Source organism: Paenibacillus medicaginis (assembly GCF_042138635.1).
In the GTDB taxonomy this organism is placed as follows: domain Bacteria; phylum Bacillota; class Bacilli; order Paenibacillales; family Paenibacillaceae; genus Paenibacillus; species Paenibacillus medicaginis.
Genome location: NZ_JBHIRY010000009.1, coordinates 39,306 through 62,442, shown reverse-complemented (window position 1 = coordinate 62,442; position 23,137 = coordinate 39,306). Strand labels below are relative to the sequence as shown.

Sequence of the window (23,137 nt, the reverse complement as noted above, 5' to 3'; positions counted from 1 at the left end):
CCGATTCATGGTTTTGACGAGTGTCAACCGTTCGGGGTCCGTGCATCTTGCGCGGGTTAAGGTATCGTTTACCAATTCGGCAAAAATAAAGGCAGCGGCCTCATGTGCCATTGTGACCGGCAATCTCGATCTAACGCGAACGAATAGTTTCCGGTAGTGTTCATAATCATTCATTGATATTGCTTTCCTCCTTTGCGGAGGATAAGCCATGTAATGATTCCCAAATTCGTTCCCTGTTCATCCGTTCGTCCACTTGGCCTTTTAGGTAAGCTTGGTCGTACAGATAGTCTAAAAATTCCTCTAAACTATCCGCCCCATTTTTAGCCAAATATTCGCTTGTTCTCCCGATATAGTAGCGTTTATGTTCTTCTTCTGTACTGGTGTGTAAATCGGGACGGTTTCTTGCTCTGTACATCCCACCCAACCCTCCCGACAATTATTTTCTTTTGCATATGGTCATTACCAAGGCAACTAAACTAATACCAAGCCCGGCTAAGCTGATGATCCAGATTAAAATGTTCATGACATTGCCTCCAGTCATTAAAGTGGAAACTAAATTGCCCTTTGTGATATTATTGGGAGTGAGAAGGCGCTTTGTTAGCCGCCTTCTCTCGGAACTATTTACGTCTGCGTGGCTTGCGTCGTGTTTAAGTTCCTTTTTTCTTGCTCGTTGTCAGCTTGTCAATCAAATTGATAATGGCTGTTATCAAGTTTGATATCGCTGTGACGAGCAAGACCCAATATAGTAAATCCAAGTTGTTCACCTCCTTCCCACTACTTAATTATATACTTACGCAAGTATAATATCAAGACTTATTTTTGTACTTGCGTAAGTATTATTTAAATAGTATTCTTTCAATAAAGGAGTGAATCACTTGACCGAAGAAAACAAAACAGGCAAAGCATCTACAAAAGCCAAGAACAAGTACAATGCGGCTAACTATGATCGTCTATATCCTGTTGTGCCTAAAGGACAGAAAGCTGTTTATGAGGCTGCTGCCAAAGCTGCTGGAATGAGTTTGAACGATTTTGTCGTCACAGCATTAGACGAGAAAATAGAACGGGATAAACAAAAGGAGCAGGAGGGATAACCTCACTGCTCATTTTTGTGTTCAAGTATCTATGCGTTTTGCGTGGTAATATACGCCCGCCTTCGGTTTTTCGGTCTGCTCAGATAGTTTTAACGCCCATTCCTCAGCCTCGTCATAAGTCCCATATTCGCCTAGTTCCAGACGGTCCTTGCCACGACGGAGCACCAGGGCAAATAGTTCTCCTCGTTCCTCAATGTGAATCTGCGCTGCCTGCTGCGATATATTTAACAGTTTATCAATCATTTGGCTGATTGCTAGCACTTCGGGATGGTTCAAACCCTTCTCATCGGCCAGTTGGTACATAATTTCTCGAAATTTTTCTATTTTTTTATCCGGCATATAACAACCTCTTTTTGTGATTGTTATGCCCAATAGTAAGACAGAGTATCCAGAATATTTTAATTATTCGACGGCAACGCGATTTTTGACCTTTATATGTCGAACGATTTTGCTTTTATTTGCACAAAAGTACATGTATTATGAGCTCATAGCATTAAATGCCTAAATGTTTAGGCCTATATATTAGACATAACACTGTCATTATCTGTCGTTTTTTTCTGGTGAGTGAGTAAAAAGGACTACTTAACAAAACGGATTGAGGTGATTGAAATTATGTATACTGTTACATAAGAACTTCCGTGTTAGGAGCGTAAAAAAAGTGTACGGATCATCCGTACACTTACCCAGAGGGGAGAGTTGTTAGGTTAAATTAAAGATCCTCGACCAAACACCTTATGGCAGCAGCAGACATTTTATCATGTGGTATAAACCCAATCAACCTTATACCACTGGAGGTGTCATAGGTAAACAAGAGAATAAAGGGCGTGTATTGTTCAATGGTGACACCTGATAGATGTACACTTATAGGTGTACTTTTGATCGGGAAGCGCAGCGAATGCTGCATTTTGCTCACCATCGATAGGTATAAAAGTCATCCATAGGTCTATCAAAAATAATTGACAAAGCCTTTAGTAATAGATGACTTGCCGGTGTGCCTCTGTTATTTTCTAGGTTTGATATGTAAGCAGGCTTGACATCAATACCTAGGAATCTGAGGCGGATACACAGTTCTGCCTGTGTTAATTTGGCTTGCCTACGGATGGATCGCAGCTGGCACTTCCTGATCTCGAGCGCCATGGCTATCCCCCAAAAGAATGAAAGACTTGACGCTAACATTATACATTAAAAGGCGGTAACGTAAATGGTTCGAATAACTTTAGATCAAAGGCTGACTTTTCGCAATGTTCGTCACATGCGCGGCATCACCTTGACACATGCCGCTAAGCACATAGGAATTACTCCGAAATCATTAAGTGATTACGAAAAAGATGTTGGCACAATGCCTCTTGATATAGCGTTAAAATTGCTCGACCTGTATGAGTTTCCAAGGAAATCATTGGTGTTTAATTAGTTGTGCTTCCATATACAAAGGGCGATCCGATTGCGGATCTGTACAAGAGGCTGGCATCATGCTTGCAACTTTGGTTCATACTTGAAGTAATCAAAACAAGTTGGCGATAATGCGGATAATGGTCCCCGGCATAGCAATAAACCAGTCCAGGGCACTCCATAATGGCTTTTGCAAAAATTCTCTAGTAGTGATTTTTGATTTAATGGATCTTTTCATCGCGAACACTCCAATTTTTATAAATTCAAAATAGCTACTCCTTTAAACAGATGCTACAATATGCATAATACCCGCAAAAAGTAAAACTCCTCCAAGCATCATAGACACCATTCCTCCAAACCTTGTCACACTTAAATAAGTTTCGCTGGGTTCGGAGTCTCCCTTTACTTTCCAGCCTTCATTGATATACCATCCGATTGAGGGTTTCAGGAAGGACAGTAAACCTAATGCAATACTGATCAGACCGAGCAGGATCAAAAAGATTCCGCTAGAGATGGACATTCTGGATCTCTCCTTTAAGGATAACTACGTAATGAACTGGGAATGAGTTCCATGCAAGTATTTAAATGCACAGGAGGCTTATGAACATGAAAAAATGGATTCTGAATGAGAAGTTTGACAACGAAAACTTGAATAGTCTGCTTGAGTGGCAATGTGAACCGAATAAGTGGTTCTTAGACAAATCTCATTCACAGCTTGTTGTAGAAACGGATGCAGAAACGGATTTCTGGCAGCGGACCCATTACGGTTTTCGGGCAGATAATGGACATTTTCTATCTATCCAAACAAACCAAAATTTTCGGATGACAACAAAGGTTCAAGCTTTTCCCAAGTCAAAATATGATCAGGCTGGCCTGATGATTCGCTATTCGGAGGATGTATGGGTTAAAACTTCTTTAGAGTATATACCGGACGGTCTAAACAAATTAGGGGTTGTAGTTACAAATCACGGATACTCAGACTGGTCAACACAATATGTAGATTGCACAGATGTTAATCTGTATTTCAGAATATCGAGGATTGCTCAGAACTGCTATGTGGATTTCTCATGGAACGGGGAAGATTGGAACCAGATTCGCATAGCTCATATGGATATACCGGACAACGAGTCCGTTTTGGCTGGATTATATGCGTGCAGTCCTCAGGGGAAAGGGCAGGTTGTTTACTTCGATTTTTTGTCTATAGAAGAAATCTCCGACGATACGAGGGAAGCTTATCTATGAAAGGTGAGCTAGCAATGCGTGCGGTGTTGGGATAGCGACTGGATGCTTGACTTCGCTTGCAAACCGGTGTTTCAGTCGGTAAAGTGAAGTCAAAGGAGGCTGAGTTAAGGTGATGCAGGAGCCGGTTAAAATTTATAACACAGCGGTTGAAGCATTTCTGGAGGTGATCGGCGGCAAATGGAAGCCTGTAATTCTTTTTCACCTGACCTTCGGCAAAAAGCGTAACGGCGAACTCATGCGGTTAATGCCTGGTGTCACACAAAAAATGCTGACTCAACAGCTCGGTGAGCTGGTAGAGGCTGGAATTGTAGCACGTACTTCGTACAACCAGGTTCCGCCCAAGGTCGAATACGAATTGACGGAATATGGCTGGAGCCTGAAAGAACTTCTTCATCTCATGTGCAGATGGGGAGATATGCATGCTGAAAGGGTGTACGGCGATAAAGTAAGTATACTTTTCACACCACCGCAGGTAGGGGATGAGGAAAATACCGGCCCTTAACGATAGCGGACCGGTATTTTGATTAAGGTATGATTTTGCGGCGGCGGAAATCCGCAAAGATGTCTACAAACATCCTTTCTGTATCGACGAATTCATGGAAGCCGAAGCGGCGTGCTTTGGACCCGTCGGCAAAAAAGTCGTAGTCCCATGAAAATACGAAATCACCGAAGCCCCAGGAAGAAACGTCCTGGTAGCTGTTTTTCTCCAAGTCATATTTTTCAACCATAGCATTCCACAGCATTTCCTTATCAGCCATAACCGTCTCCAGCTTCATTGGCAGCGGCGGGGCAGTCTCAAGCTCGAAAAAGGCGGCAATCTTCGGCCAAAGCTCGTTCCAGCGGAAAAGGTCACCGTTCGTGATGTTAAAGGCCTGATTCGCGCAGCGCGGCTCGGTTGCCGCCCAGATCGTTGCGCGTGCCAGCAGCCCGGCATCCGTCATTTCCAGCAGACTGTGATAAGCCCCCTGCTTTCCGGGGAAGCGGAGCGGCAAGCCGAGCTCTTTAGATATGGAGGCATAAACCGCAATAACCATGGCAAGGTTCATCGGATTGCCCAAAGCAAATCCGCATACGACCGACGGACGCAGTGCTGACCAGGTCCAGCTGCTTCCAGGCTGCCGTTGTTCAAGGAATTGCTGCTGGTCTACATTAAACTCAGGTGGCATATGATAGGCATCTGTTTCCCGTGCCGGTGTTTTGAATGGTCCGAGATGTGCTCCGTACACCTTGTAGCCCTGCATAAGGCTGATATGCTGCAGATTTGGGGCCATCCGTTCGACCGCGTTTACGACATTCACAAGCATGGACAGGTTCGGCTCAACCAATTCAGCCCACGTCGGGCGATCCTGATATGCTGCGTAGAAAATATGAGTTACTTCGTTCAGAATGCCCAGTTTCTCTTGTGTTTCTTGTTCATTCAGTAAATCAGCCGCTACATACTGCAGCCGCCCTCTATCTTTCCCGCCGCGCCGTGACACCCCGATGATATTCCAGTCAGGGAGCGTCAAGAGATAATCAATGAGATTCCGTCCAATGACACCGTTGGCCCCGACTACCAGAGCAGTTCTACCGTTTTTTTCTGTAAGTTCCTGTTTCATTAAAGCTTCCCTCCTTGGCTTCTTCTATTTTAATTGTGAAACAAAGGAGAGAAACATAAAAGTACGCACTTTAAACTCACATAGTCACCTAAAAGTAATAATGGCCTGGGAAAGGCTTGGAGAAGAATTTTGAAAAAACACTTAAAAAAGATACACAAGCATTCCAGAAAGTGGTATACTTATACAGAGAAAGAACAGGAAATATTATACGAATGCAACAGATTAAGGGGTGGTTTATTTTGCACAATACAACCACGATTCGCATGGAATTGGAACGATTCATGAAACAGGGGGATTTAAACACTTCCCGTTTGGCCCAAATGGCTGGAATCAACGCGGGAACCATGAGCTCTCTCCTCCATGGACACAGGGTCATGGCTGTGACTCAATTGGACAGGATTACGGCGACTCTGGGTTTGTCCGAAGGTCATTTCTATGAACAGTATATTGAGGAGTATCTAAACGAGGCCGAACCGAACTGGCGCAGAATCAGGCCTTTCCTCTACCGCTGCGCAGCATTGGACAAGCTGGAATGCATCCGTCAGACTGTCGGGTTGTTATTGGATAATTTGACATACTCTCCTTTGTTATTTGAAGTTGCTGAAGACTTTTTTAAGTGTGATCAACGTGAAGCAGCAGCCGTGTTGTTCGAAAGCATAGCGATGAGTGAAAAGAGTCAGCATTCCGAGCGTCTGGCCCTTTGCCAATTTCGCTTATTTTCAATCCGGTTAGGCGAGGACCAGGAGCTCAACAATCAGGCTGCTATCCAGTTTGAGCCATACGTTGAACGTCTGGATGAAGTGGATCAGTTGGATGCCTTGAAAGAACTAGCGAATATATATCGATCATTGCGCAGATGGAATAAGGTTGAAGAAATGGCCCGGAAAATGGGGGAGAAAGCGAAGATTCATTATTTTACCTTCCAAAGGGATCGAGAGGAATTACAACTACAGAATAGGCTTAGCAGGCCGCCTTTTTTTTACTTGGCCTATTCGAATTTGCTTCTTGTAGGGGCTTGTGAAGAACGGGGAGATTATAAACAAGCTTTATATTACCTAGACCTATGTGCTGATTTAAGCTGGGTCAAAGAAGATGATGGGCATACCTTACATTGGAAAGGCCTCTTTGAGGAATGGGTAAAAGCCAATACCTATGTGGTCAAACTGTTTTCAGGGGAAATAAATGTAATTAATGATTATGTTGAATATTTTGAACGAAATAAAGGTGAGATTCTCCCTGGTTTATTGAATATCGTTGACGCAGCCAATCGGTTCCAAATCAATATTGATTCGATACTTCAACATTTCGATTTAGAAATCAAAGAGCACTTACAGCATCAAGAAGCAGTTGGCGAAATATACACTAAACAGCTTATTACCGAACAATCAGCACGTTTTTCCAATGAATTAGCTGAATATTATCTGAGAAATGGAGTTTTCACGGATGGGTATCAATGTTTAATACGCAGCTTAGAAATATCCACTATTATCAATAATAAAACCTGTATAATTAAATGTGTAGGTTTATTTGAAAGTTATAAACGAAACGCACCTACAGAAGTGATTACAACCTATGAAAGTTTAATTTTGGAGGTGTACGAGAATGAAAAGAAAATGGGGATTAATGCTATTAGCAGCTAGTATTGTGTTTCTACTGGTCAATTTTGATTTTACGATAATTAATCATTTTACAAACTTTGACATTCACGGTGGAGGTTAAAAAAGATAATTTATATAACTGGATCAGTATATAATGTTGAAATTATTATACTTAATTGGAAGTTAAAAACACATTAAGATCAACAACTGCGAACGACCTGGACTGCTTGGAAGGGAGCAAGGTGCTTTGCTTATCGGGATGGTGGTCGTCTAACTCATCATGTGCGTGTTCATCAACCGGAAGCTGAACAAGCAGAACATAATAAGACCACCGGCGGCATCGGCCTGTTGCTGATTTAAGTAGTCCACTGATAGTTACAAGAACCGGATCAGCACAAAAATAACCGCAAAAATGCCAACAATGATCAGCAGATTGACTACATTTCGCCAAAGGTTGTATCCAGCAAGATGCTGACGTTCAATCTCTTCATGTCTTCTCTTCTGTGCATCAGGATCATAATGATTGGGATCATTACTATAGTCCAGAATGGATAATGACCTCCTTTTGTATGATTTTTACATTATAACATATATTATCGCTAAGGAATGTTTGCATTGAAATCGTCGTAGATTATGGGACCATAAATAAGTATGGGAATCGTTCATGTGCCGAACGACTCCCATTTTTTTACCGGCTTGGCTTGAGATTGGAGCATTGTGTTCGCAGCAGGCCTCGCACAGCTCACGGATATGTGTCCGCCTGATTGGACAGGCTTGACTAGGCATGCTGGATATCCCAAAGTTTGCTGATCCGTTCCAATTGTCCGTATGTGTATGCGATATGGCAAAGATCGTGCACGATGACCCAGACAGAGGTGCGTCCTTCAGGAGGGACATCCCCCCAGCACAGTACACCATGGCTGAGATCGATCGGGCGGGGGAGCAGGTCCTTTTCAGATACACGTTCAAGTGTAAGGTTTATTTTGTCACGGGTATCCGCAAGCAGCTTCTCCAAATCTTCATGTGTGCCTTGGGCGCCAAACTCATTCGCCCGGACCCGGTCCGATGCAATGCCCCCGACGACATCCCCGATCCAATATCCGGCAGAGCCAAGCAAATGATTCACCAAAACATAAGGGCTGTTGTTCATCTGTGGCGGTGTCCAATTCAGCGCTTCGGCGGGCATCCGGCGAATGATTTTAAAAATGTCCTCCAGCAATCCGTCGGCGATGACCTGCAGGTCTTGTGCTACTTCCGTTGATGTACTTGAAAGCATGTTACTCTGTTTGTTTTTCATGGTTTCCCCCCGGGATTTATTTTATTGGAGAGCAAATGAGCTGTGATTTACTTTTCGTTTTGAACAAGAGGCTCATAAAATAACCCTTTATAATAGTTTAAAGGGTTATTTTAAATGAAGTTTACTTCGCTAACAACTAACCTGTCAATATACTTTTAAGGGTTATTTTTGTTTGAACAGCATTAAACGGTATAGTACAATGGGAAGAAAAAAAGGAACGATCTTATGTTCAGATTTCAATCGCAGGAACTGCCGCTTAACTTAATTAACACCCAGGAAATGAAGCGCGGGAAGCTTGTTGATCATCTTCAGAGCGTGGGCAACCTGAAATTATGGATAGAGGAAATGAACGCTAATCAGCTTCTGGAGGGGTACTGCTCGCATATATGGAAGGATACGGAGATAGCCCGTGCGTGGCTGGAGGAAGCGTTGCCCGTCATTCGGGATTTCAGGGCATTGCTGCGAAAGGGGCTGGAAGCGATTGCGGATCACGGAGCTCTGGGAGAGGGATGGGTTGCATCGCTGGAGGAAGCATTGGAGAAGGCGCCGCTTACCTTCAAATATTCCGGCTCAAGGCTTGACGCCATTCCCGTGGAGAAAGGGCCGCCTGGCCTCATTTCGGTCATTGCTTATCAAACGTTGACTCTCTACGCGGAAGGCAAGCTGCAAAGTGTCCGCCGCTGCTCCAACCCCAAGTGTATCTGGCTGTTCATGGACAGCACAGGCAAACGTAAGTGGTGTTCGATGAAAATTTGCGGTAACCGCATGAAAGCAGAGCGGCACAAGCAGTCTGTGCCAACCAAATAGTACCCAATCAAAACTGCTGGTCTGGCATTATACATTAACCGCTTCCGGTTTCATCTGGAGGCGTTTTTTTGTTTCTTAATTTTTCTCAAAAGCTATTGACAAAATGAACTCATTCAAATAACTTGTATTTAAGCACAATTGTTTCCTATAGGAAACTTATTGTACATAAGAAATTTTATTGTATATGTACAAAATATCATAAAGAAGGAGATCTTGAATAATGAAAAAAAAGCATGCTCAGAAGCGGAAGGTGGCTTTGCTTGGCTTGACCCTAGGATTGTCGCTGATACTCTCGGCCTGTTCTTCATCTGAGGGGAAGTCAGAGGCGCGTGACCCGGGGCAGCCCTTGCAAATCGTGACTACCATTGCGCAAATTTCCGAACCTGTCTCGAAGATCGGGGGTGACCGGGTGCAGGTGGAGAGTCTGATGGGTCCCGGAGTGGACCCGCATTTATACAAGCCTACGCCAGGAGATATCAAGAAGCTTGATAGCGCCGAAATGGTCCTGTACAGCGGTCTGCACCTGGAGGCCAATATGATCAAGGTGTTCGAGCAGATAGGGAAGAACAAGCCTGTAGTCGGGATTGGGGATACCATTCCGGAGGAACAACTGTTGAAGGATACAGGGGGAGCTATCGATCCGCACGTCTGGTTTGATATTGATTTGTGGAAGCAGGCGCTTGAAGCAGCAGCGGAAGAGCTGAAGAAGGCCTCACCAGCGGATGCGGAATACTTTGAAGCGAACAAACAGGCCTATTTTGCAGAGCTGGACCGCTTGAAACAGGAAGCAGAGGACAAAATGGCAGACATTCCTGAGGAAAAGCGCGTGCTCATCACCGCGCATGATGCCTTCGGCTATTTTGGACGCTTGCTGGATATTAAGGTGGTGGGACTGCAGGGGCTGAGCACGGAGGATGAAGTCGGGCTGTCGGATATCGAACGTACCGTCGATCTTCTGCTGGAGCATAACGTACCTGCGGTATTTGTGGAAAGCAGCATCAACCCGGCTTCCGTCAACGCGGTCATTGAAGGCGCCAGACAGAAGGGGCTGCAGGTCTCTCTTGGTGGCGAGTTGTTCTCTGATGCCATGGGGGCGGCGGGTACGGAGGAAGGCACGTATCTCGGCATGTACCGTCACAATGTGGATACAATCCATAAAGCCTTGAGCGGAAAGGGAGATTAACATGGACAGTGTATTGAGAGTAGATCATCTGACCGCTTCATACCGTAAAAATAAAGTACTGAACAATGTAAAGTTCAAGGTGCAGCCGGGAACCCTGACGGCGATTGTAGGACCAAACGGGGCGGGCAAATCCACTCTGCTGAAAGTCATTCTGGAGCTCCACCCCCGCTTGTCAGGAACGGTGTCATGTTTTGGTTCAACCTATGCACAGGTCAAATCAAGAATCGGTTATGTGCCGCAGCGGGGCACGGTAGACTGGGACTTTCCCACGAACGCGCTGGATGTCGTCATGATGGGGTTGTACGGCAAAATTGGCTGGCTGAAATGGCCCAAGCGCGAGCACCGGGAGCTGGCCATGTCCGCCCTGGAGGAAATGGGGCTGGGCAGTTATGCAGACCGCCAGATCAGTCAATTGTCCGGCGGGCAGCAGCAACGGGTATTTCTTGCGCGGGCGCTCGTGCAGGATGCTGACCTGTATTTTCTGGATGAGCCGCTCGCCGGGGTGGATGCGGCCACGGAAAAGGTCATTATGGATACTCTTAACACGCTCAAAAGCAAAGGACGGACGGTCATGGTCGTTCATCATGATTTGCAGACAGTTGAGGAGTATTTCGATCATGTGCTGATGCTGAACCGGACCGTCATTGCGCATGGGCAGACAGCGGAGGTATTCAATCAAGCCAATATCACGAGAACCTATGGCGGCGTATTACGCTGGATGGGGGATAAGCTGGGATGATGATACTTTCTGCCAACACGCAATGGGTGCTTCTGAGCACGATGATGCTGGGCATGGCGGCCGGTGTTGTAGGCTGCTTTGCCTATTGGAAGAGACAAAGCCTGATGAGTGATGCGTTATCCCATGCCGCTCTGCCTGGCGTAATCGCCGGATTTGCTGTCCTGGGGGCGAAAAGCCTGCCGTTCATGCTGGGCGGGGCGGCGGTAAGCGCCCTGCTTGGAGCACTGTTCATTCACTGGATCCGTACCTCAAGCCGAGTCAAGGAGGATGCGGCGATGGGCATTGTGCTGTCCGTCTTTTTTGGACTTGGCATTATGCTGCTCACGCTCGTCAACAGGATGCCGGGCGGGCAGCAAAGCGGACTGGACAGCTTTATTTTCGGCCAGTCCGCGTCTATGGTCAGGCAGGATGTATATACGATGATTGGCGTTACGCTGCTTGTATTCATTGCCGCCCTTGTGGGCTGGAAGGAATGGAAGCTGTTTTTGTTCGATCCGCAATTCGCCGGCGGGCTGGGGCTGTCCGGCCGTCTGATGAATACGGTGTATATGGTCCTGCTGGTGCTCGTGATCGTCATCGGGATTCAGGCGGCAGGCGTCATTTTGATGGCAGCCCTGCTGATTATCCCCGGTGTAAGCGCCCGTTATTGGACCCATTCCTATGCGGCGATGCTGGGTTTAGCCGCTTTGTTCGGGGGTGGCTCAGGCATTGTGGGTACGCTGATCAGCACACTGGGCGACGGATGGCCGACAGGGCCATTTATCGTTCTCTCAGCCACTTCCCTGTTTGTCGTTTCATTGGCATTTGGCTCACGTAGAGGGCTGCTTGTCACATTCCTACAGCAGCGTGCTCAAAAGATGGAATTGACGAGGCAGGCGCCTGCCCGTGAGTCTGTTGAAAGGGGAGGATAACATGTCTTATACCGGATGGATACTGATGACGGCCTCTCTGGTCGGGCTGTCCTGCGGTTTTATCGGCGTGCTTCTGATCCTACGCAGAATGGCTATGATGGCGGATGCGATCAGCCATACCGTGCTGCTGGGCATCGTGGTTGCCTACCTCGTTACGCGCGAATTAAGCGGGGTACACATGCTGATCGGTGCGGTAGCAGCGGGGCTGCTTACCTCGCTGTTTGTGCAATGGCTTCATGCGCGGGGAGTGCAGCAGGAGGCCTCCATTGGGGTTGTGTTTACAGCTTTATTCGCGATTGGGGTAGTTCTGATTGCCACACAGGTGGGCAATGCCCATCTGGATATACAGCATACGCTAATGGGGGAAATCACATTTATCCCTTGGGAGCTGATGGAGCTGCCGTGGATTGGGGAAGTGCCGGAGGCCGTATTTCTGCTTTCATTAGTCCTGATTACCATATTGGTGGCCATTCTCGCCTTCTATAAGGAGTGGAAAATAACCTCGTTTGACCCCGCGCTGGCGGCCAGCCTGGGCATTCCCGTCGTGCTGATGCATTATGTATTTATGTCGCTCGTCTCGATCACAACGGTGGCCGCATTTGATGCCGTTGGCGCCATCATGGTCGTGGCTATGCTGATTACACCGGCCGCCGCCGCTTATTTGTGGACAGACCGTCTGCTGCTTATGATGGGGCTGAGCGGGTTGTTTGGAGTGCTATCCGCATTCATGGGATATTATATAGCGCTGTGGCTGGACACATCGATTTCGGGCTCGATGGCGTTTTCGACCGGGATCGTTTTTATGGTCAGCTTTCTGTTCTCCCCACGCTACGGGCTTGCGGCCAGGCTGGTCCGGCCTGTGGATGCCGAGGCGTAAGGCCCTAACTTTTCCTTGACTTTGATACCGTTTTTAGTTCAAATAGAAGATACTAACACGTTTCCCATACGAGGCTGCCACAAAATGACGGCAGTCTCTTTTGTCCGTCAACCAACTGTTAGAGGTGGATATTATGAAGCTGTTTCATTTTAGCGAGGAAAGCTCGATTGATGTATTTGTACCCAGAGTGAAGGAAAACCGAAGAAATATGCCGCCCGTCGTCTGGGCCATCGATGAGGCCCATGAATTTACGTTCTTTTTTCCAAGAGAGTGTCCCAGAATCGTGTATCGAAGGACGGAGTATACGAGCGAGGCGGACCAAATTAAATTTTTCGGTGTGTCATCAGTAGATATCGTTGTCACGGTAGAAAAAGACTGGTATGAACGAATCAGGAGCACTATGATCTACAGGTACCGTTTTCCCGTTGAATCCTTCGAGTTGTTCGATGACAATGCAGGATATTACATTTCTCCTCAGACCATCATCCCACTGGAGGTAGAGCCTCTTGACCATCTGTTGGGCAGACTTATGCAGCTGCCGGTAGAGATCAGATTTACGGACAGCCTCGTTCCATTAAGAAATGAGCTCGTGAACTCCACTGTAAAATACTTTGGCATCCATAAGTTTGCGAATGCAAAAGACGGATTTTAAAATTTTAGCGTTGAAACGGCCTGAAAGGAGCGGAATCATGGAGGACCAATGGAGGATTTCACCCTATCAACCGGAGTGGAAACAGCTGTTTGCGGAGACGGCAAGCAAATTAAGAGAATCGCTGGGGGAGATGGCGGTGCGGATCGATCATATCGGCTCTACCTCCGTGACCGGACTGGATGCCAAGCCAATCATCGATATTCAGATTTCTGTTTCCGATTATGATGACTTGCCCGGCTACAGGCACAAGATTGAAAGGGTGGGCTTCATGTTAAGGGAAGAAAATCCGGACAGGACGAAAAGGTATTTTCGCGAGGTGCCGGGAGCACGTAGGACCCACATCCATGTACGGCAAGCAGGAAGCTTGGCGGAACAAGTAACCCTGGTCTTCAGGGACTATTTGCGGACACATCCGGAGGATGGCCTGAGGTATGCCCGGGAAAAACACCGCCTCATAAAGCTTTATAAGAATGAGCGCCCAAAGTATGTCGAAGGAAAAGGGCCTATAGTTTGGGATATATTACACAGGGCCTATCTCTGGTCACAAGCGGTTGGCTGGGTGCCGGGCAGGTCTGATATGTAAGGGATACATCGTTGAAAGAAATAGTGCCTAAATTTTTTTGAAATCAGTGCTTTTTTCATGGTTCAAAAGGAGGGATTGGGAAAAAGATGTCGAATACAGACATCAAAGGAAACGGGGTGATAGAAATGAACTCTACATACAAGATATTACATACAGATTTGGAATTATTTGCAGCTGTTGTAGCTCAAGTGAAGGTTCATGTAGTCATGCGGCTGGATCATATTTCAGATGTAGTTGTAAATAGTGGAGGGCCGATCGAGAAGTTTACTCCTGAAGCTGTAAAAATTAACGGAGGATTTTATTTCAGAGACCGATTTGAATTCAGAACGGAGATATGAGACTTTACCGCCCGCCGGTAGAGTCTTTTTTTGCAGAAAGCCCCAAAAAAACAGGGAGATTTTAGCCAGAAAAATGACCTGAAGGGTTATCAAATCATCCTATTAATGTTACCCTAGTAGAATAAGCCTATCCATTTTTTTCTCTGTTTGAAGGGAAAAGCTGCGTTTTTAAGCCCAATCATGAATTTTGGGCATCTGTATCTATCAAGCAGTAGGATGAGAGCAAATCTGATAGAAAAGGAGAAGACGACAGTCATGAAATCCAAGAAAAAAACCATTGCCCTGACCGCAGTATCCATACTTACCGCTTCCGGAGTAATTTTCAGCCAGTCTGCATATGCGGCCCAAGCCACCAAGACCCTTGAGGCGGTGTATAACAATATCGGCATTACATATAATGGTACTGCAATTTCTTATGATGCCGGAAGCGAGCCATTTATGATTAATGGCACAACCTATCTTCCGCTTCGCCTGGTAGGAGCGGCTCTGAATAAAAATGTAACCTGGGATGGGACCAATAAACGGGTTATTATCGCTGACAATGGGCCAGCCGGGACGGGGGATAATTCCACGCTAACGGCTTTAAACAGCCAGATTAACAGCTTGAACCAGGAACTGACCACCACCAAAACCTCCATTTCAAATAAGAATGCCCAAATCACGTCGCTGCAGGCAGATATTGAGAAGCTGAAAGCGGAGCAGAGCAAGACCGTCGACCTCGAGGATATGGAGGAAAAACTGAATGACAGGTACGGGGACTACAAAAAAACGGACGCCGAAATCTCCCTCAAAGGGGATGAAGACGATATTACCGTCAGAATTGATGTCAATAAGTCCAAATGGAGAGATTTGACCAGCAGCGTGAAAAAGGACTTCGTTCAGGACATTGTGGACGATCTGCTGAATGAATATAAGGACGCGGATATTTCCGGCGGCATTTATGATTCCGGCAAGCTGGAATCCTTCTCTGTCAGCAGCAGCGGCAAAGTCAGCCTAAGCGGCAGCTCGGCGATGGATCTGGACGAGATGGAGGACGAGCTCAAGGACGAATATGACAGATACAAAAAAACTTCTTCGCGGATCTCGCTGGACGGTGACGAAGACGATATTACCGTCAGAATCGATTTGAATAAAGACGGCTGGCGCGAGCTTTCGACCGCCACGCAGAGAAAATATCTGCAGGACATCGTTGATGATCTGCGGGCTGAATACGAAGATGCCAAAATAACGGGCAAAATCTACGATTCCTCCAAACTGTCGTCCTTCACTGTCAGCAGCAGAGGAGAGGTGAATCTGAGCTCCGATGTGGATGTTGAGGACATCGCGAGCCAGTTGGCCCATGATTTCGGCAATTACTATGGAGCAGCTTTCAGCTTTAAGCTGGAGGGGAGAGCGGATGATTCAATAACCGTAAAAGTGTACGTAACCAAGAAAGATTGGGACAGCTTGAGCTCCTACCGCCAATCGTCGTTCAAGTCTGACCTGCGTGATGATGCGTTCAAATTTTTCCCTGATGCGAATGTGTACGGATATGTTTACAACAAGGATGACACAGGCAGCTACTTCGACCGTTTCTAAGGCAGTCTTCTTCTTTAGTTTACACGGCTCTCCGTTTTTGCTTATGATTACAGAGGATGCTTACATTGTATGGAATACGGAAGGATGGATAAGTGAGAATGGAAACCGCGAAGCTCTTGAAGAAGCCGGAAGCGATGATTTTCGATATGGACGGCACCTTGTTTCAGACGGAAACCCTGCTGCTGCCGGCGTACCACAAGCTGTTCGATACGCTGCGCGCGGAAGGGCTGTTTGAAGGGGGGACCCCGCCGGAGGAGAGGATGCTGAACAGCCTTGGCATGCTGCTAAGTGATATATGGATGCGTGTGATGCCTGAAGCGAGTGACGCTGCCCGCGCGCGGGCAGATGAGCTGCTGCTGGAGCTGGAAATCGAAGGGCTGCAGCATGGAAGCCACCAGCTGTATCCACAAGTCAAGGAGACGCTGGAGGCGCTGCATGACCAGGGAGTCCGGCTGTTTGTAGCGAGCAACGGACTTGAGGATTATGTCAGAGGGGTGGCGGCTGCGCATGAGCTGGTGCCACTGTTTGAAGGCTTGTACAGCGCCGGGGAGTACAATACCCTTTCCAAGGTCCATCTGGTTGAACTGCTTCTGAAAAAGCATCGCATATCAAGCGCGTGGATGGTGGGAGATCGCTCCTCTGACGTGGAGGCCGGCAAAGAAAACGGACAGACGGTTATCGGCTGTGCCTATGCCGGCTTCGGCAGGGAAGATGAGCTGAAGGGCTCTGATGTGATCATTAACGATTTTACAGAGCTGCTTCGCCTGTACAAGAACGCGCAATGACTCTGTTTCCGGAGGAAGAGTCCCGTTTCAAGCGGGACCCTTTTTCTTTTTTCTCCCGATACCAGGTTTGAACGTTTTAATTCTTTTCCTTGGCAAGTTTGCAGCCGGATTTGAGCGATATACCCACAACGCATATTCAAGCGGCTGGACAATGGCCTTTCTGTAAGTATCCTTTTCCCCAATTCGCGCAAACACTTCCCGTGAAGGCTTGGGATTGACCTCAAGCAGATAGATCTGTCCTTCTTTATTAATCGCCAGGTCCAAAGCCAGTTCACATAGTCCGCCATAGATTGACTCAAGGAATGAAGCAATCTGAATGCCCAGCTTGCCTGCATTCTCCTCAACATGCCCGCGTAATTCCTCGTCTTTGATCCAGTGATCCAGCAGGGTCTGCATAGAAACGGCCCGGCCGCCTCCATGCAGATTGGAGGTGATGCTGCGCACCGGACCGATGCGCCCCGCACAGCCGGTCACTTCCCATTTGCCTCGGCTGTTTTTTTGTACAAGCATTCTGTAATCATGCACCCGTCCGCTTTCCAGCTCATTAGGTACGCCTTCCTGAATTAAATATTGATCCATATTCCAGTATGTTATCCAGGCTTGCAGTCGTGTCCGGTGGATGCGTTTGCGGGGAATGATCTGGCGTCTCATGTTCCGCCCTTGGATTATATAAAAGTTGTCATCTGTGCCCGCCTTTTCAATACGGAGAATTCCCCGCCCTCCGGTACCGTTAACAGGCTTTAAATATAACAGACGCGCTTTTTTTAGCATGACTTCTATATCTTTATAGCTTTTGTAAAGCACGGTTTCCGGCAGGTGCGGCTTGAAGGAAGCCATGCCGGAAAGCACCTCGTAAATCGTCCACTTGTTGCGGAGCGGACGGTTCAGGTAGATCAGGCGGCTGTGCTTTAGTCTGAATTCTTTCAGCTGCTGGAATCGCCCGCCCTTTTGAATCCGGCAACGGTCGTAGATCATATGGGGGAACTCGCGCCATTTTCGGGTCCATCTGCCTTTGAACGGCTCGTAAATATGTGCCAGCAGCAGCTTGCGTGTCGGATGGACATCCGCTGGTGTAAAGACGAAGACATCCAGGCCGAGACGGCGGCCTTCCTCAATCATTTTTTGATAAACCCGCCGGTCTTCGAACTGTTTCCTCTTGTTGAGGTAGAGTGTCATAATGCCTAAGACGGGCTGCTGCATAGCTATTCACCTGCCTTGGTACTGAATTCTACAGGGTACCATTCGTCGGGAGGATATCTTCTGACAGAAACGATGTGTATCAAGCTTGATCACCTCCCGGATTTAATCCTTATGCTGTTCGGCCAAATAGGAGCTAAAATAAAAAATCCGTTCCAGAGATTTCTTCCGAATGTCCGGTTCATCAAACTTCATCGGCTTGGCGTTGGCCTCGAAAAACCACAGGTTGCCGGCGCGGTCGATTCCGAGATCCATCGACATTTCTCCCACAATTCCGTTCGCGTTGCTTTCAATCTGTCGCGCAATTTGCAACGCCGCTCCCTGGACGCGCTGCAGGTGGGCATCAGTCATTTCCGCCCCGAAGAGGTTGGTCAGCAGCTTTTGCGGATCCTCAATGCTCCCTCCGCGCGGAACATGAGTCGTAATACTGCGGCTGCCAGCCAGCCGCGCTCCGACTCCGCTTATTCGCCAAATGCCTCTACGGTTCTTTTGGGCCAAAACTCTCAGGTCGAACGGACGGTTGTGGTTGGTAGCCAGTTCAATCCCCTGCTGGACAATGTATGGGGTGCTGCCTGTTTTACGCTGAATTCGTGACCACAATCTGTTGAAATTGGATGTTTTAAAAATAGCGCTTTTGCGGTTAGTCTGAGTTTTCAGCCGATAGGAAGTGGGAGTTCTCCTGCTGCAATTCACCTTCATAATGCCTTTTCCAGCCTTTCCGCTCTCCGGCTTGAGGTAGAGGCAGGGATAGGACTGCAGCATCTTCAGGAGAACTCCCGAATTTTGCAGCCTTTTCGTAGCAGGGACCAGCCCGCGCGTTTTCCCGGAAGTTTTTAATGCCTGAAACAAAGTCCATTTATTGAAGAAGCCGGGATTGTAAAGAGTGATGTCCCTGGTCTGCTGCAATTCCTCGATACGGCTGCGCACCCAGGGTTTATACTCATCCACCCGGTCGGGAATCCGATTGTATACAACCTGGGGGCGGGGGAAATACCCCGGCTCCCACTGTTTTGTAGATCTATTGTAGCTGTAGCCTCTCACGGAGGTTTTTCCCGGGTCAAGATCTTTGACAGTAACGACATAGACCAGATGGCCCATGCGCGCTCCAGTTTCCAAAATCTCCTGGAAATTTTCCTGGTTTCCGCGGAACATCCGTTTGTTATCATGCATGGTCAGAATGGCGACAATCGGTTTATCCTGTTTCTTGGTAATCACGATTCCTCCCTCCTACGGAACTTACTGAGATAGAGACAATGCTCAAGTATATGTTCAACGGACGACTTGCCTTCCGTACGCAGTGAAGGATGCTGGAAGATGGATCGTCCGGGCTTGGAGTTCGCTTCAAACATCCACACCTTCTCGGATTGATCAATGCCCAGATCAAAGCCGATTTCCCCGAGCAAATGGGAATGCTGGCGTTCAATCGCTTCCGCTAACAAGATGGCTGTCTTTTTGGCTTTTTCGAGCACCTCTCCGTGCCGGTCGCCGAAGGAACGGGAGAGAGCCCTCTCGGGCGTCAGAAGAGACCCCCCGTTTTTAATATGAGTGGTAACGCTGCCCCGGCCGGCCTTTTTGGCTCCGATGCCGACAACAACCCACTTGTTGGAGCCATTCTTGTGCATGTGAAACCGGAAATCGATCGGGCAGCCGTCGATTTCAATCAGCTGGATTCCCTGCTGAACAACATATCCGCGCATGGACGATCCCAGTTTTGCATGCAGCATTCTGTATAAAGAGTTAAAAGAGGTAAACCGGAGCAGCGCATTGCTTTTATTTTTGCGGTAGCGTGCGTAAAACCCACGCTGGGGAAGCATGGAAAGACGGTAAATTCCTTTTCCGAGACTGCCGGCGCTCGGCTTGTAGTAAACTACCTGATGCCGTTCAAGCATTTCCAGTATCATTTCCCTACCGGGATTCACGTGATATTCCGGAATATAGCGCGCGGCTACCTGATCTCTCTCCAGTATGCGGTAAATGTCGGATTTATTAAAAAAGCTCCAATTGAAAAACGGAATTTTCCGGCGTATAAAGCGCTCCCGCAGCAGATTGGTGGAAGCGGAGAAATCATATTTTCTGCTGGGAAGCCGATTGTATACGACATCAGGCAGAGGGACCGACTTACGGGTAAATGTCCCATTCTCTGTCAGAAAATAACCCAACACCGTCTCCGCCTGCCAGTTGATGTCCTTCGGTGTGAAAGCGAAGATGTAGAATTGTTTGCTTCCTGTCTTCAGAAGCTGCTTAATGAACCCGGTTCGTGTTCCGAAGGGGCTGGCGGAGGAGCCTCTGCCATCGGACAGTACACCGATCAGAGGTCCCAGCTGCACTACCCCGTCTTCATTCCTCAGATAGATGGCCCCTGCTTTGGGAATCCTGATTGCATTGCGTACACCGGAGGTCAGGTATAAATGCCTTCCCGGTTTATTAATCCGTTTGACGGTTGCCGGAATCCGGCCTTTCCCGAGCTTGAGCTGAACCGACTTGCTTCCCGAGAGATTTAAATTTTTATACAGCGCACTGGAGATATAAACGACTCGATCGGGCTGTGCCGTGAAATGAACATTACAAGGGGTCAACCTCATTTATTTATCCTCCTATCCCGGCCGGGCATGAACCTGCGGCCATGCATGCCAGCCGGGTCAGCTTAGCTGAAAACTTGGGATGTTGTAAGTGTGCCAGTGCGGATCGCAGCCGGGACTTGCCGTTGCATTAAATGCCGTGCATAGAGGAGCGGACGGGCTACTGCAGCAGCGGCACCCGCTTGATCTCCAATCTCTGTAAAAACGGCCCGCCCCGGTTTGGAGTTAACTTCCAGAATCCACAACTGCCCCGAACGGTCAATGCCAAAATCTATGCCCAGCTCACCGAGCCGGCCGTACCGGGACTCCAACACTGGCGGTATATACATGGACAGTTGATTAATTTTCTGCAGAACACTGCTTGCTTTCTCTGCGCCAAACTGGCTCTGCAAATAACCTGTAGCTTCCCGAGCCTTTCCTCCACCATGCAGGTTGGAAGTCAGGCCTCCTGGTTCACCTTCCCGGACAGCGATCCCGGTCAGTGTCCATTGACCCTTTCCGTCCTTCTGCACAAGAGCACGGACATCGAAAGGATGACCTCGGGAACTGTGTAAATTCAGCAACGGCTGAATAATATACGGCCGCTCCCGAATAAATGCGGCAATCCAGTCATATGCTTGATCAAAACTGGAGAAAGTGTGGAAAAATGGCCGGTTGTTGCGGTTACGTCCCCGAAGAGAGAGCGGAGCTTCACCGGAATTCTCCTGATTTTGCAAACAAAGCGTTCTTTTTCCCTGCATGCCGGATTGTGGTTTCAGAAACACACCCTGATATCTGGAAAGAAGATTCTGCAGGTAATCCTTGCTGAACTGTACAGTCAGGGGCAAACAGTCGGATAGCTGAGGATCCTGTCTTAGCGTAACATGAACCCGCCATTTGCCCGGGAGACTGCCGGATAGGAAGGTACATGGTCGTCCGAGTCTGGATGCCAGACGCCGCAGCCGGAACCGGGCCGTCCGTCCTTCCCGATAATTGCAGCAGCGGTTATAAATAATTTCCGGCAGGGAGAAGCTGCAGGTGTGCCAGGCCCCGTCACGGTGCACGAAGCCGTCGATCCGTCCGGCTTCCGGGTGAATGCCCTCTGCATTGAAGGCAGCAACATGTATACCGAGCCGTCTGCCCGCTCGGATCAGCCTACGGCAGAAGCCCGGCTCACCAATGGGGATGGAGCTCCTGGCCGTACTGACAAGCACGCCCAGCATCGGTTTGGAAACAGCATGTAAATCCAACATACGGAGTGCCTCCTAATCGGACGATTTTCCGAAAACGACGGACCGGATTACATAACTTAAAAACCGGTCAAATGGCAGGAATACTCCAGCAATTTCAGAACGGAAGGGCGAATCTTCACATCTCCGAGGGCGGTGTTGTCATTTTTGGACGGTTTGGAATTGACTTCAATCAGCCAGACGCGCCCTGAATGATCGACAGCCAAATCAATACCCAATTCACCGAAGTGAGCGGGAATCGCATGGTCGATCCCTGCCGCAATTTTCAGCGCTGCCGTCTTAAGCTTCGTCTGGGCATTTGTTTTGGCGGCAGCCGAAAGGGTGGTCTTGGCAATCGCATCCTTCACGGTGCTGAGAGTCCCCCCTCTGGCCAGGTTGGAAACAAAATGGCTGCCTCCGGCTATGCGCGCAACGATTGAGGTCACATTCCATGCGCCACTGCCGTTTTTTTGCACCAGGGCGCGAAAATCCACGGGCCGCGAATTATGGTGAATCAGCGTAAGCCCCTGCTGGATCTGGTAGCTGGTGGTCCGCATCTTGCCTGACAGGCTGGTATACATCTTGGTGGCGTTAGGATAGTTCTGTTTGAGCGGCGAGCCTGTGGTAGTGGTCAGCATGGTGAACGAACCGTCAGCATTTTTGTTGATACGTATAATCCCTTTTCCCAGGCTGCCGCGCACCGGTTTGACGAATACCTGACTGTACTGCCCGCACATCCGCTTGAACACAGCAAAGCTGTCCAGTAGATGGGATTCGGGTAAATACCGCCGCAGTAAGCCGCTGCTTTTTAACGCGTCAAAAACCTCGTGCTTATCGAGAAATTTTTCGTTAAACACATGGGAGCCGTAACGGGATTTTACTTCTTTCATGAATTGCTGTACGCTAGGTTTGTTCTCAAGCTTGCGGGAAGTCAGGCGGTTATTGACGACATCGGCTGACGGAAACTCAGTCTTTTTCCAGCCATTGCTGAATACCCAGCCCTCGACCCGGCCTGGATTGCCTAAAATATGAGCGGGTGTAAAAAAGTACACATATGCGCCCTGTTTGTCGCATGCACTGGACAATTCACGGCAAAATTGAGTGATTTTACCAAAAGGTTTGTCATATTGCTCGGGATAATCCTGGCTGATAAGGACGCTGATCAGCGGGCCCAGCCGGAGTATCCTGTCCTTCGGCCTATATTGGATGCGTACCGTACAGTCTGAGAGGATTCCCATACTGTGGGCGGTTCCGCTGCCGAGTTGTATTCCGTCATACCGTGGGACAGATATTGCCATTATTTCCCGGCGGAATGAGCCGAATACCAATTGAACAGAATCTCCTGTCTGAAGCTTCAACTGCTTCAGCAGTTTTTCACCAACCATAAGGACGTCATCCTGCAAGATGCCCGATCCCATAACCTGAACCGTTATTTTTTTTTTGGACATCATGGATCTCCTTCCGGGCTACAACTTCGATGTCTGA

General features: G+C 48.0%; 26 protein-coding genes. 15 read left to right on the top strand and 11 right to left on the bottom strand.

The window, feature by feature from the left end; translation table 11 throughout:
* Positions 1-166 precede the first annotated feature (166 nt).
* Entirely contained in the window at positions 167-415 is a 249-nt protein-coding gene (locus ACE5LO_RS11495; protein WP_375520164.1) for a hypothetical protein, read from the bottom strand.
* A 460-nt stretch (positions 416-875) separates the two neighbouring features.
* Between ACE5LO_RS11495 and ACE5LO_RS11490 the strand changes: the two genes are divergently transcribed.
* Positions 876-1,091 carry a transcriptional regulator gene (locus tag ACE5LO_RS11490; RefSeq protein WP_375520163.1) on the top strand — a complete coding sequence of 72 codons (216 nt, stop codon included), beginning with the start codon at positions 876-878 and terminating at the stop codon, positions 1,089-1,091.
* A gap of 21 nt (positions 1,092-1,112) precedes the next feature.
* Here ACE5LO_RS11490 and ACE5LO_RS11485 read toward each other — a convergent pair whose 3' ends face one another.
* Positions 1,113-1,430, bottom strand: a complete 318-nt coding sequence (locus ACE5LO_RS11485) for an aspartyl-phosphate phosphatase Spo0E family protein (protein ID WP_375520162.1) — start codon at positions 1,428-1,430, stop codon at positions 1,113-1,115.
* A 570-nt stretch (positions 1,431-2,000) separates the two neighbouring features.
* Positions 2,001-2,228: a helix-turn-helix transcriptional regulator gene (locus ACE5LO_RS11480; RefSeq protein ID WP_375520161.1), complete on the bottom strand. Its 228-nt coding sequence runs from the start codon at positions 2,226-2,228 to the stop codon at positions 2,001-2,003.
* Positions 2,229-2,292: 64 nt separating this feature from the next.
* Here ACE5LO_RS11480 and ACE5LO_RS11475 point away from each other — a divergent pair, with 64 nt between their 5' ends.
* Positions 2,293-2,502: a helix-turn-helix domain-containing protein gene (locus ACE5LO_RS11475; RefSeq protein ID WP_375520160.1), complete on the top strand. Its 210-nt coding sequence runs from the start codon at positions 2,293-2,295 to the stop codon at positions 2,500-2,502.
* A 258-nt stretch (positions 2,503-2,760) separates the two neighbouring features.
* On the opposite strand, the gene ACE5LO_RS11470 is transcribed toward ACE5LO_RS11475, so the two are convergent.
* Complete coding sequence (locus ACE5LO_RS11470) at positions 2,761-3,000, bottom strand: DUF6199 family natural product biosynthesis protein (protein WP_375520159.1); 240 nt, start codon at positions 2,998-3,000, stop codon at positions 2,761-2,763.
* An 86-nt stretch (positions 3,001-3,086) separates the two neighbouring features.
* Between ACE5LO_RS11470 and ACE5LO_RS11465 the strand changes: the two genes are divergently transcribed.
* Together ACE5LO_RS11465 and ACE5LO_RS11460 are read left to right on the top strand one after the other, a co-directional pair.
* The gene (locus ACE5LO_RS11465) at positions 3,087-3,722 is read left to right on the top strand and encodes a DUF1349 domain-containing protein (RefSeq protein ID WP_375520158.1); all 636 of its coding nucleotides are present in this window, start codon (positions 3,087-3,089) and stop codon (positions 3,720-3,722) included.
* Positions 3,723-3,834: 112 nt separating this feature from the next.
* Positions 3,835-4,224 carry a winged helix-turn-helix transcriptional regulator gene (locus ACE5LO_RS11460; RefSeq protein ID WP_375520317.1) on the top strand — a complete coding sequence of 130 codons (390 nt, stop codon included), beginning with the start codon at positions 3,835-3,837 and terminating at the stop codon, positions 4,222-4,224.
* A 22-nt stretch (positions 4,225-4,246) separates the two neighbouring features.
* On the opposite strand, the gene ACE5LO_RS11455 is transcribed toward ACE5LO_RS11460, so the two are convergent.
* The gene (locus tag ACE5LO_RS11455) at positions 4,247-5,320 is read right to left on the bottom strand and encodes an SDR family oxidoreductase (protein WP_375520157.1); all 1,074 of its coding nucleotides are present in this window, start codon (positions 5,318-5,320) and stop codon (positions 4,247-4,249) included.
* Positions 5,321-5,532: 212 nt separating this feature from the next.
* Here ACE5LO_RS11455 and ACE5LO_RS11450 point away from each other — a divergent pair, with 212 nt between their 5' ends.
* On the top strand, positions 5,533-6,960 hold the full coding sequence (locus ACE5LO_RS11450; RefSeq protein ID WP_375520156.1) for a helix-turn-helix domain-containing protein: 1,428 nt from the start codon (positions 5,533-5,535) through the stop codon (positions 6,958-6,960).
* 736 nt (positions 6,961-7,696) lie between these two features.
* Here ACE5LO_RS11450 and ACE5LO_RS11445 read toward each other — a convergent pair.
* Positions 7,697-8,215, bottom strand: coding sequence for a DinB family protein (locus tag ACE5LO_RS11445; protein WP_375520155.1), 519 nt, complete (start codon positions 8,213-8,215; stop codon positions 7,697-7,699).
* A 225-nt stretch (positions 8,216-8,440) separates the two neighbouring features.
* On the opposite strand from ACE5LO_RS11445, the gene ACE5LO_RS11440 reads away from it, so the two are divergent.
* The 10 genes from ACE5LO_RS11440 (at position 8,441) to ACE5LO_RS11395 (ending at position 16,668) form a co-directional block, all read left to right on the top strand.
* On the top strand, positions 8,441-9,022 hold the full coding sequence (locus tag ACE5LO_RS11440) for a CGNR zinc finger domain-containing protein (protein WP_375520154.1): 582 nt from the start codon (positions 8,441-8,443) through the stop codon (positions 9,020-9,022).
* 220 nt (positions 9,023-9,242) lie between these two features.
* Positions 9,243-10,205, top strand: a complete 963-nt coding sequence (locus ACE5LO_RS11435; protein ID WP_375520153.1) for a metal ABC transporter solute-binding protein, Zn/Mn family — start codon at positions 9,243-9,245, stop codon at positions 10,203-10,205.
* A 1-nt stretch (position 10,206) separates the two neighbouring features.
* Positions 10,207-10,944: a metal ABC transporter ATP-binding protein gene (locus ACE5LO_RS11430; RefSeq protein WP_375520152.1), complete on the top strand. Its 738-nt coding sequence runs from the start codon at positions 10,207-10,209 to the stop codon at positions 10,942-10,944.
* Positions 10,941-11,855, top strand: coding sequence for a metal ABC transporter permease (locus ACE5LO_RS11425; protein WP_375520151.1), 915 nt, complete (start codon positions 10,941-10,943; stop codon positions 11,853-11,855). The genes ACE5LO_RS11430 and ACE5LO_RS11425 overlap by 4 nt, the downstream gene beginning before the upstream one ends.
* 1 nt (position 11,856) lies before the next feature.
* Positions 11,857-12,732, top strand: coding sequence for a metal ABC transporter permease (locus ACE5LO_RS11420; protein ID WP_375520150.1), 876 nt, complete (start codon positions 11,857-11,859; stop codon positions 12,730-12,732).
* 133 nt (positions 12,733-12,865) lie between these two features.
* Positions 12,866-13,384, top strand: a complete 519-nt coding sequence (locus ACE5LO_RS11415; RefSeq protein WP_375520149.1) for a DUF6886 family protein — start codon at positions 12,866-12,868, stop codon at positions 13,382-13,384.
* Between the two features lie 37 nt (positions 13,385-13,421).
* The gene (locus ACE5LO_RS11410) at positions 13,422-13,967 is read left to right on the top strand and encodes a GrpB family protein (protein ID WP_375520148.1); all 546 of its coding nucleotides are present in this window, start codon (positions 13,422-13,424) and stop codon (positions 13,965-13,967) included.
* A gap of 86 nt (positions 13,968-14,053) precedes the next feature.
* A complete protein-coding gene (locus ACE5LO_RS11405; RefSeq protein ID WP_375520147.1) occupies positions 14,054-14,305 on the top strand; it encodes a hypothetical protein in 252 nt (83 codons plus the stop codon).
* A 255-nt stretch (positions 14,306-14,560) separates the two neighbouring features.
* A complete protein-coding gene (locus ACE5LO_RS11400) occupies positions 14,561-15,883 on the top strand; it encodes a stalk domain-containing protein (RefSeq protein WP_375520146.1) in 1,323 nt (440 codons plus the stop codon).
* Between the two features lie 98 nt (positions 15,884-15,981).
* On the top strand, positions 15,982-16,668 hold the full coding sequence (locus tag ACE5LO_RS11395; protein ID WP_375520316.1) for an HAD family hydrolase: 687 nt from the start codon (positions 15,982-15,984) through the stop codon (positions 16,666-16,668).
* 27 nt (positions 16,669-16,695) lie between these two features.
* On the opposite strand, the gene ACE5LO_RS11390 is transcribed toward ACE5LO_RS11395, so the two are convergent.
* The 5 genes from ACE5LO_RS11390 to ACE5LO_RS11370 form a co-directional block, all read right to left on the bottom strand.
* The gene (locus ACE5LO_RS11390; protein WP_375520145.1) at positions 16,696-17,868 is read right to left on the bottom strand and encodes a YheC/YheD family endospore coat-associated protein; all 1,173 of its coding nucleotides are present in this window, start codon (positions 17,866-17,868) and stop codon (positions 16,696-16,698) included.
* A 102-nt stretch (positions 17,869-17,970) separates the two neighbouring features.
* Positions 17,971-19,080 (bottom strand): YheC/YheD family endospore coat-associated protein, encoded by a 1,110-nt coding sequence (locus tag ACE5LO_RS11385; RefSeq protein WP_375520144.1) that lies wholly within the window; start codon positions 19,078-19,080, stop codon positions 17,971-17,973.
* On the bottom strand, positions 19,077-20,447 hold the full coding sequence (locus tag ACE5LO_RS11380; RefSeq protein WP_375520143.1) for a YheC/YheD family protein: 1,371 nt from the start codon (positions 20,445-20,447) through the stop codon (positions 19,077-19,079). The genes ACE5LO_RS11385 and ACE5LO_RS11380 overlap by 4 nt, the downstream gene beginning before the upstream one ends.
* A gap of 62 nt (positions 20,448-20,509) precedes the next feature.
* Complete coding sequence (locus ACE5LO_RS11375) at positions 20,510-21,676, bottom strand: YheC/YheD family endospore coat-associated protein (protein WP_375520142.1); 1,167 nt, start codon at positions 21,674-21,676, stop codon at positions 20,510-20,512.
* 56 nt (positions 21,677-21,732) lie between these two features.
* Positions 21,733-23,100, bottom strand: a complete 1,368-nt coding sequence (locus ACE5LO_RS11370; protein ID WP_375520141.1) for a YheC/YheD family endospore coat-associated protein — start codon at positions 23,098-23,100, stop codon at positions 21,733-21,735.
* Between the last annotated feature and the right edge of the window lie 37 nt (positions 23,101-23,137).